At 71.4% G+C, this 9,423-nt stretch carries 5 protein-coding genes and 1 pseudogene; 2 read left to right on the top strand and 4 right to left on the bottom strand.

Going from position 1 to position 9,423, the window contains the following annotated elements; translation table 11 throughout:
* The first annotated feature begins 52 nt into the window (after nucleotides 1-52).
* Entirely contained in the window at nucleotides 53-418 is a 366-nt protein-coding gene (gene mscL / locus ABWV20_RS10980) for a large conductance mechanosensitive channel protein MscL (protein WP_353355191.1), read from the top strand.
* A 170-nt stretch (nucleotides 419-588) separates the two neighbouring features.
* On the opposite strand, the gene ABWV20_RS10985 is transcribed toward mscL, so the two are convergent.
* The 4 genes from ABWV20_RS10985 to ABWV20_RS11000 all read right to left on the bottom strand — a co-directional run bounded on the left by ABWV20_RS10985 (nucleotide 589) and on the right by ABWV20_RS11000 (nucleotide 8,825).
* Nucleotides 589-984: a tetratricopeptide repeat protein gene (locus ABWV20_RS10985; protein WP_353355192.1), complete on the bottom strand. Its 396-nt coding sequence runs from the start codon at nucleotides 982-984 to the stop codon at nucleotides 589-591.
* Between the two features lie 170 nt (nucleotides 985-1,154).
* A complete protein-coding gene (locus ABWV20_RS10990) occupies nucleotides 1,155-5,330 on the bottom strand; it encodes a PDDEXK-like endonuclease domain-containing protein (protein ID WP_353355193.1) in 4,176 nt (1,391 codons plus the stop codon).
* Nucleotides 5,331-5,488: 158 nt separating this feature from the next.
* Entirely contained in the window at nucleotides 5,489-5,686 is a 198-nt protein-coding gene (locus ABWV20_RS10995) for a DUF6191 domain-containing protein (RefSeq protein WP_353355194.1), read from the bottom strand.
* A 37-nt stretch (nucleotides 5,687-5,723) separates the two neighbouring features.
* Complete coding sequence (locus ABWV20_RS11000; protein WP_353355195.1) at nucleotides 5,724-8,825, bottom strand: M14 family metallopeptidase; 3,102 nt, start codon at nucleotides 8,823-8,825, stop codon at nucleotides 5,724-5,726.
* A 417-nt stretch (nucleotides 8,826-9,242) separates the two neighbouring features.
* On the opposite strand from ABWV20_RS11000, the pseudogene ABWV20_RS11005 reads away from it, so the two are divergent.
* A pseudogene (locus ABWV20_RS11005) lies at nucleotides 9,243-9,423 on the top strand (IS21 family transposase); the annotation flags it as partial.

Below are 9,423 nucleotides of genomic sequence, written 5' to 3' on the forward strand. Positions count from 1 at the left end.
CGACACGACAGGCCTCCATCCGGAGGTTTCCGAAGTACTGGAGGGATGGCCCATGATCAAGGGCTTCAAGGATTTCCTGATGCGTGGCAACGTCGTCGACCTCGCGGTCGCCGTCGTCATCGGCACGGCGTTCGCCAAGGTCGTCGAGGCATTCGTCGTCATCATCATGGACCTCATCGGCAAGGTGGGCGGGACGCCCGACTTCTCTGAGTGGAACCCGGGCGGGGTGTCCGTCGGTGGCTTCCTGACCCAGCTGATCGCCTTCATCATCGTGGCGTTCGCGGTCTACCTGCTGGTGGTCGTGCCGATGAACCGGCTGGCCGAGCGACGCAAGCGCGGGGAGGAGCCCGAGCCCGAGGCTCCCTCGGAGGAGGTCATCCTGCTCACCGAGATCCGCGACGCGTTGCGCGTTCGCTGACCCGTTGCCGGGGATGACTCCCCGACTGCGGCTGGCCTGAAGCAGACAGAGAGGGTGGGAGCGGCGCTCCCACCCTCTCTGCGTTCCGAGAGCCGCACCGCCAGCTCTCGTCAGCAGGCTCTCGTCGGCGGGCTTCGTCGGCGGGCTCTCGTCAGCGAGCCCGCTTCGGGTCACTCGTCAGGGCCACCGTACGCCTTGGGACGCTCGTAGTCGCCGAGGATCTCGGCCAGTGCGAGCGGCCGCGCGGCTTCGGCGTGCCGCCCGGCGCGCTGAAGGGTCCTCCCGAGCAGAAGATGGGCGTAGCCGTCCGTCGGCGACTCCTCGATGAGGGCGCGCAGGACCTCCTCGGCCCGTCGGAACTGGGCCGAGTGGAAATACGCACGGGCGAGGAAGGTTCGCAGGTCGGTCGTGGAGTGCAGGACCGGCTGCTCCTCGTCTGCCGCCGCCGCTTCGGCCTCGGCGACGAGCTCGGCGAAAGCCGAGGCCGCTGCGAGGTGGTCCCCGCTCTCAAAGAGGCCTCGGGCCCATGCGTAACGCAGGGTGAAGGGCGTCGAGGTGGCGTTCATGCCCACCAGAACACACCATTTTCCGCCCGCATTCCATCATCCGCCCCGATCGAGAGAGCAGTTCGCGACACGAGGACCTGTCGCGAAGTGCTCTCTCGATGGGTGGGGGTGTCGCGAAGTGCTCTCTCGATGGGTGGGGGTGTCGCGAACTGCTCTCTCGATGGGTGGGGTTACTCGTAGTGCGGGGGGCGTTGGTCCTGGAGCCACTGGTCGCGGGCGGTGACCTCGACGGCCTCGCCCCAGCCCCGGTCCGTGTCATCGGTGGTCGGGCCGTACGCGTCGTCGCTCGCCGACTCAGCGGTGCCCTTGCGGAAGACCCGACGTCGGCGTCGGCGACCAGGCCCCTCGTCGGCCGCGGACACGTCCGACACCGGCGACGCCTCCTCAGCCTCAGCTGGACCCGAAGGGGTCGCCGTGTCAGAGGCACGGACCGCGGGTGCAGCGGAGCCGTTCCGGGCCGGGGCCGGCACGGTCTCGTGGCTCGGCGTGGGCGCACGGTCGTCACGAGCGGCGCGGACGATCCGCGAGATCTCCCGCGCCGGGTCCCGGAACAGGTCCGTCGTCCAGACCCGAAGGTGCAGCCAGCCGAGACGGGACAGCTGCTCGGGCCGGAGCCGGTCCCGGTCGCGGGTGCTGCGCAGGGCGGCGTAGCGGGGACCGTCCGTCTCGACGGCGACGAGGACCCGGCCCCGGTGGTAGGGGTCCTCGATCGCGAGGTCGATGCGCTGGTCGGCCGAGCCGTAGTCCTCGTGGACCACGAGCCCCTCCCGGCGAAGTCGCGCGGCCAGGTCCGCGCGCAGGGCGTCCCGGGCCGGCTCGCGTGCGGCGGCAGCGCTGCTCGGCAACGAGGTGCCCTTGGACTCTGCGTAGGCAAGGAAGTCACGCAGCATCAGGGCGCCGCGCGCCTTGAGGCGGGCGGGGTCGAGGTCGGACGCAGCCAGGGAGGAGACCACGGTCATCCGGCTGCGGGCGCGCGTGATGGCGACGTTGAGCCGGCGTTCACCGCCCTCGATGTTCAGGGGCCCGAACCGGTGGAGCACCCGGCCGTGGGGCGTCTTGCCGTAGCCGATCGACAGGATGATGGCGTCGCGCTCGTCGCCCTGGACCCGTTCGAGGTTCTTGACGAAGAAGTGCTCGTTCCGGTCGGGGTCGAAGAAGGGGGCGGCGTCGGGGGCGTCGCGCAGCGCTGCGGTGATGGCCTCGTCGAGGCGGGTGGCGTGCTTGATGCCGAGGGCGATCACGCCGAGTGACTCGCGCGGCCGCCGCCGGGCATGGTCCAGCACGAGGCTGACGACTCGTTCGACCTCGGCGGACGTGGACTCGATGGTCTGCTCCCCCGGCTGGACCACGGCGTGGCCCGCCACCGGCTCGAAGGTGAGAGCGGACTCGACCGCGGTCCCGGGGAAGGTCGTCAGACCGCCGTCATAGACAGCCGCGTTGGAGAAGGCGATGAGGCGTTCGTCCCGGCTGCGGTAGTGCCACGTCAGCCTCCGGGTCGGGAGTGCTGCGGCGAGCACGTCGAGGACCGACTCGAAGCCTTCGGTCAGCACCTCCTCCTCGGCCTTCGACGACCCCTCGTCGTCGGACACCACGGTGAAGAAGTTCGTCGGGGGCAGCTGCCGCTCGTCACCGGCGACCACGACCTGCCTGCCGCGCGAGACGGCCGAGATCGCCTGCGCGGGCTGCACCTGCGACGCCTCGTCGAAGATGACGACGTCGAACCAGCGGCCGGGCGGCAGGGTCGAGGCGACGACGAGGGGGCTCATCGCCCAGCAGGGCTTGATCGCCGTGAGCGCCGTCGAGGCTGCAGGCATGAGGTCACGGAGCGGCTTGTGGCGGCGGGCCCGACCGGCCTCGGCGCGGACGAGCGCCTCCTGCGCCGGATTGTCGCCGAGCACCTCCCGGATGTTGCGGGCCACGGCCTCGCGGACCCGCGGCACGGTGGCGGCCAGGTGAGAACGGTCTGCGGCGGCGAACTCCTCGGCGATGCGGCGCAGCCCTGCGCCGTCGTGCGCGCCGTAGGCGGGATCGCGCAGGCTGATCTCCTGGGCCAGGGACGCCCACCAGACGAGGTCGACCTCACCCGGCACCGCCGCGGGGGCGACACCGCGGCGGGCGAACTCGTCGATGAGGGGCCCGAGCCCGGCCTCCCGCAGGTCGTCGAGAACCTTCGTCACGTGCGGGAGGACGGCGACTCGGTCCGGGCGGGCAGCCAGGGCCGCCAACCGGTCTCGGAGGTCGGCGAGCGACAGGGTCGTCAGCTGCCCAGCGCCGGCGCCACCAGGAGTGCCGCCCGCAGGGCCACCAGGAGTGCCGCCCGCAGCGCCCCCAGAAGAGCCACCCGCACCGGCGGGCAACCGCTCCTCGAGCCAGTGGAGGTCCTCGAGGAGCCGGCTCTGGACAGCGAGCGCCTCGTCGAGCCGCGGCGAGATCGTCGGCCGGCCACCGCCGCCGACGAGGGCGAACCACTGCTGCCGCTGCTCCCGGGCGGAGACGAGCTCACGGTGCAGGTCCTGGGGTGGCCGGCCGGGCCGCAGGAGGCGTTTGGCCTGCTGACGCACCTTCCACCGGGTCAGCCAGCCCATGTCGATCGCACGCTCGTCGCGCCACTCGCGGCTCGCCGTCGCGGCGATGTGCTCGTCGAGCGGGAGGTCGAAGACCTCGGGACGGAAGACCTCCAGCGTGTGTCGGACCGCTGACATCGTCTCGAGCGCCGACTGCCAGTCCGCCAGAGAGGCTGCGGCCGGCACGTGGGACTCGCCGAGAATCGCGTTGAGCTGCCCCGCCGCCTCCTCGAGCTCGGTCGTGCTGTAGCGGGTGGTGATGTCGAGCGCCCTGGCCGCCTCGTCCGGGGTGAGCAGGCGGGCACCGAACCACGGGTCGTCGCCGTCCTGGGACCAGGCGCCCAGGCCCGCTGCGTCGCGGAGGCGACCGGCCAGGTCGCGGATCCGGTCGCGGTTCAGACGAGCGAGGGTGGGCCCGGAGAGCCGCACCCTCGAGGTGGGTGACGGTTGCCGCGTCGCCAGCTCGGCCAGCGCCTCCTGCACCTGGTGGACGGACACGCCCCAGGGTTCCCGGACCGCGTGCATCGCCTGCAGGTGCGCCACGAGCCGGGAGCGGCGGTCGCGCAGGACCGATACGGGGATCTCGGGTGCGCCCCGCCCGGCGCCCGGGCCCGACACGTCCAGTCCGGGCGTGTCGCTCTCCTCGCGGAGGGCCCAGTCGAGGGTGCGGGCGAACTGCTGTGCCGCGGCGCGGCGGTTGGTCATCCCGTCGTAGGCGTCGAGCACCAGATCGCTCAGCCCGAGCCGGTCGAGCCGGCCGAGGACGGCGTCGATGGCGGCGCGCTTCTCGGCGACGAAGAGGGTCGACTTGCCCTCGGCGGCGAGCGCGGCGATGAGGTTGGCGATGGTCTGGGACTTGCCGGTGCCGGGCGGTCCCTTGATGACGAGGTGGGCGCCGGCGCGGACGGCGTCGATCGCGGCGTGCTGCGACGAGTCGGCATCCAGGACGAGGTGCTCGTGCTCGGGGTCGGGCTCGGGGTCGGACCCGGGAACCCGCAGCCGCACTGCTGCGAGGGCCGACTCGTCACCGGCGAGCGCGGCGACGACGTCGTGGTCGGCGAGGGCCGATCCCTGGAGGGCCAGGTCGGCGACCATCGGCAGCTTGGCGTAGGAGAAGGTGCCGATGACGAGGCGCGGCGCGATGGCGAGGTCCGGCACGTCCGCGCACTTCTCCTGGAGGGCGGCGAAGACGGGATACGGGTCGAACGTGTCGCCGCGGGTGGCGAGGTCGGCGAGCGCCTCCCCGTCGACCTCGAGGCTCTGCTCGGAGCGCAGGTACTCGATGAGGACCGGGTTGAACTCGACCTCCGGGCCGAGCCGGATGTCGAAGTCATCCTGGGCGGGGCCGGTGGGGCGCAGCTCGAGTGGCCAGAGCAGCACCGGCGCCGCGGGTGGGCGGGGCGCCCGCGGCACGGTCCACGTCGCCATGCCGATCGCGAGGAAGCCGGCGGCGATGCCCCGCTCCTCCTTCAGCTCCTGCGCCTTGGCGCGGATGGCGCGAGCGCGTCGCCGTGCCTCGGCGAGGGCGGCCGGCTCGCGCATGAGGTCGGACAGGCGGGTCCGGCGGCCGGCGAGGAGCATGGAGACTCCGCCGGGGTGGGCGGTGGTGAGGTCGAGGGTGCCGGAGGGCAGGTCGCGGTACCACAGCAGCGTGTTGCGGCCACCGAGGTCGACGAGCGATCGCTGCCAGGCCTTGACCGCGGTCGCGACGCGGTCGGCGCGTGGATCCCCGGAGGTCGACTCGGCCGGCAGGGCAGGGTCGGGCCGTGGGGCGTCGGTCATTCCTGCAGGCTAACCAAAGATGACCCGCACAGCGGTCATCGACAGCGGCCGACAAGCGTGGCGGTCCCCACGCACGGGGCGGGAGGAGGTCGTATGCCGCTCAGCTCGCCCCGCGCGGACGGTGGCGTCCGTGGGGAGCGAGCCCAGCGGCATACGGCTCAGGTTTCTTCGTCGGCGTCGTCCCGGTCGGGCGGCAGCGCGAGGTGGACGACTCCGCCGTCGAGGTCGACCCAGGACCTGTTGGGGTCTCCCTCCGAGCCGGGGATCTGCGCCTCGATGCGCTTGCGGTCGCGCTCCTCGGCGAAGTGCCGCTGGTTCGGGTTGAAGATCTGGACCAGGCCGTCCCAGCCGCTCATGTCCCCCCTCGGTCGGTCCCCCCAGCGTACGCCCGGCTCAGTGGAGCAGGTGGTCGAGCACTCGGCCCATGACCGCCGCGCGGCCGTCGGGGCCGGTCACCCCCTCGAGTCCGAAGCCCATGAGCAGCGTGTCGGGCGTGGAGATCACGGCGCCGACGGGGAAGCCCGAGGCGTCGGTGACGATCCAGTCGTTCGCGTTGGCGCCGCTGCCGGGCGGTGAGCCGGTCGCGACCCACCCGTCGGAGCCGGACTCGAAGGAGGTGCTGCCCTCCCCCGTCGAGACGACGATGTCGTCGACGAAGACACCGAGGCCCTGGACCGCCCAGTCGCTGACGTAGGCGATGGAGACCTCGGCCTGCCCGCCCGCGTAGCCGGAGAGGTCGACCGACCACTGCTGCCAACCGCCGGAGCTGCCGCTCGCGGCGTTCCAGGCACCAGTCGTGCCCGTCGCGGTGCACGTGCCGGCCTCGCTGTCCCGGGTCTGGTAGTGGTCGAGCTGCGGGTGCAGGTCGCGCCAGCCCTCGGGGCAGCTGTCGCCGGTCGACGTGCTGGTGTGGCCGTTCAGGTCGGGCAGGGTGGTCCAGTCCTCCTGACCTGCGGTTCGCGCCTCGACGAAGAGGTGGTCCCAGGCGGGCTCCGTGTCGTAGGACGTCCAGAAGGACAGGGTCGCGCCGCCGGACGGCACGGTGATCGTGCGCGTCAGCCGCTTGTAGGAGATGTCGGCGATCTGCGAGTAGGCGTACTGTCCCCCGGTGTGCGGGGCGTAGGGCCCGCCCGGCTTGTCCCACACGGCCGAGGGCCAGCTCTCGAACTCCTTGAACCGCTCGACGGGCAGGATGCCGCTCGTCGCGACGTAGGACATCGTGTCGTCCTGGTTCTTGGCGCTCTTGCCCCCGTTGAGCCCCCACGTCAGGCCGGTGAACGGGTCGTCGATCCCGTTGAGCGCGAAGGTGTGACCCTGCGCGTCGAGACCGTCGCCCTCGACGCCGACGTAGCCACCGAACCAGTACTGCAGGACATCGTTGGTGCCGTCGCCGGAGCCGGCGAGCAGGAGGCAGCGACGCTCGTCGACGCCTGCGGGCAACGGCACACAGGCGATCTCGCCCTTGGGGTCGTAGAGCTGGCCGCCGACGTTGCCGGTGTACTGGTTTCCGGCGAAGTCGCTGGTGTAGGCAACCTTGCCCCCCTCGTTGAGGTAGGCCCGGAACTCGAGCATCTCGTCGAGGGCGAGCCGGTCCACGTTGCCGGGACCCCGCCCGCGGGTGCGGGTGACGATGTCGTCGCCGGAGTACCAGATCGCTGCGTCGTAGTGGCTGAGCACGCCGAGCAGGTCGGGCGCGGCGCGGCCCCGGGCGTCGACGTCGTAGACGTCTGCCTGGACACCGTTGGCGGCAAGGGCCTTGAGGTAGTAGTCGAGGTAGTGCGGTCCGGTCCCCCGCTGGATCGGCGAGGCGCCGGTGTAGTCCTCCGCGGCCACGACGACGACGCGGTTGCCCGTCTCCGAGACGGCCCGGTAGGTGAACGACGGGCTGGTCGCGCCGCCACCTTCGAACCACACCGTGACCGAGTCACCCGACGAGGTGCCGGTGACGATGCCGCGCATCTGGCGGTAGTGAGTGCTGGCCGGCGAGTAGCGTTCTCCCCCAGCCCATTCGGAGGTGGGGGCGGACTTGACTGCGCCACCGTTGACCTGCCACTTCACCGTGACCGCGCCGAGGCTGCGCTTGGCGATCACGGCGACGGGCTGCGGGTCGCCGTAGGAGTAGGCGAAGGTGAGGTCGGTGAACGGGTTGCCGCGCTTGTACGGGTCGTCGCTCTGCAGGTAGAACGGCTTGGTCTCGATCCCGAGCACCGAGACCGGGTCGTCGGGGTCGAGGGCCGACCGCGCCACCGACTGGGCGAAGGGCAGGTTGCGCTCGAACTCCGCCTGGACGAGGGCCTCGTCATCGGGGAACACGAAGCCACAGCCGTCGCACCCGGCCGACAGCTCCGGGGTCCACGCGAGCGCGCCGGTCGCGACGTGCGCGTAGTCGGTCGTCTCGCCGTTGGTCACGTAGAGGACGTCGGAGCTGAGGCCCGGGTGGAAGTCCTCGATGGCGGGCTCGTCGAGGTTGCCGGACATCGCGTAGTAGATGGGGTCGTCGGCGGTCGGCGTCGCGATCTGCCAGCCCTCCGCGTAGAGGAGCCATTGGCCGTTGGAGTGGTAGTTCACCTGGAAGGCGAAACCGATCCGGTCGAGCAGGCCCTTCATGGCGGCCGTCTCGGGCTCGGAGACGGGCGCGGTGCCGCGGTACGTCTCGCTGGAGGCGACGGAGGAGGACCCTTCCTCGTCGTAGGCCCAGTGGTTGGGGAAGTTGCGGTTGAGGTCGACCCCGTCACCCGTGGTGATCTGGCCGTCGCCGTTGTTGTCGCGCAGGTTCTTCCGCCACAGGCGCTCGTGGTCGAAGGTGTACTGGTAGCCGTCGGGGTTGGCCACCGGCACGAACCACAGCTCGGTGCTCTGCAGGAGGCTGCGCACGGCGGGGTCGTTGGCGCGCCACCGGTCGATGTACCAGTTCATCAGCCGCCGGTCGATCTCCGTGGAGATCCACTCTCGGGCATGCTGCGTGGCGCTGTAGAGCACGGCCGGCCGGCTGCCGTCGGCGATGCCGTTGGCGCCCTGGGTCAGCTTGATGGCGAGGATGTCGCGGCCCTGGACCGTCGTGCCGATCTTGACGAGCTTGGCGACCTGCGGGTTGGCCGCCGCGGCCTGGACGAGCTGGTCACGGATTCCACCGGGCTCGTCCCACGAACGCCACACCGTGAAGCCGCCCGCAGCCTGCGCCGCGGCGAACTCCTTGACCGTCTTGCCGCCCTTGACGCGCGTCAGCTGCGGGTCGATGCCCTGCTTGCGCAGCTGGTCCCGCTGGGACGGCGTGAGGATGAGGTCGACCTTGATGGCGGCGCCCTTGGTCTCGCGCCCCTCATGGACGTCGTGCCCCTGCCGCGCCAGCTCGCTCAGCTGCTTCGGCGTGACGACGGCTGTGTAGGAGTCGAGCTCACCACCGCCCGGCGGACTGCTCGAGGCCGTCGGTGTCAGCCCCACGAGGAGAGCCGCCACCATCGCGGAGACCACCGTGAACACACGCAGATGCCCCATCGCATCCCCCTGCAACTCTCGGCCTGCGGGCTTCCCCTGCCGCAGTGACTCAGATCACACTCCCACTGTCGGCGGCGTGCCGCCACCCGACGTCTCGCATCCGAGACGGAAGAGTCGGCCGTATGCCGCTGGGCTCGGTCCGCCGTGTCGCGCGGGGTCGGGCGTCGGGTGGGGTCGCCGGGCCTTGCGTCGGGTGGGGTGCCGGGCGGGGTCGCCGGGCGGGGTCGCCGGGCGGGGCATGCGCGTCGCGCTGTCCATGGCCATGGAAAAGTCCCCACTGGTGGCCAGGTGAGGTCCCCACTGGTGGCCATGTAGTAGTCCCCACCCTCTGCTCGTCGTGTCGACCCGGAGCTTGAGGCCTGAGCGGTGACGGTGGCGGTGTCTAGCCAGTCACCGGTCACCGCTCAGGGAGCTCCATTGAAGAGCAAGAGGGAAGAGATGGACATCATTGCCGCCTACCAGCTGGTGGGCACTTACCGTGCGGCTGCAGAGATCTGCGGCACCACGCACAAGACCGTCAAGCGCGTCATCGAGCGTCACGAAGCCGGCCAGGAGCGTTCCGCGCGGGCGCCGCGGCCGAGCAACTACGAGGGCGTTC

It is taken from the genome of Intrasporangium sp. DVR (assembly GCF_040365325.1).
Classification (GTDB): domain Bacteria; phylum Actinomycetota; class Actinomycetes; order Actinomycetales; family Dermatophilaceae; genus Intrasporangium.

Coding starts and splice junctions, on each gene's coding strand:
- mscL (WP_353355191.1), top strand. CDS start 53: ATGATCAAGGGCTTCAAGGATTTCCTGATGCGTGGCAACGTCGTCGAC.
- ABWV20_RS10985 (WP_353355192.1), bottom strand. CDS start 984: ATGAACGCCACCTCGACGCCCTTCACCCTGCGTTACGCATGGGCCCGA.
- ABWV20_RS10990 (WP_353355193.1), bottom strand. CDS start 5,330: ATGACCGACGCCCCACGGCCCGACCCTGCCCTGCCGGCCGAGTCGACC.
- ABWV20_RS10995 (WP_353355194.1), bottom strand. CDS start 5,686: ATGAGCGGCTGGGACGGCCTGGTCCAGATCTTCAACCCGAACCAGCGG.
- ABWV20_RS11000 (WP_353355195.1), bottom strand. CDS start 8,825: ATGGGGCATCTGCGTGTGTTCACGGTGGTCTCCGCGATGGTGGCGGCT.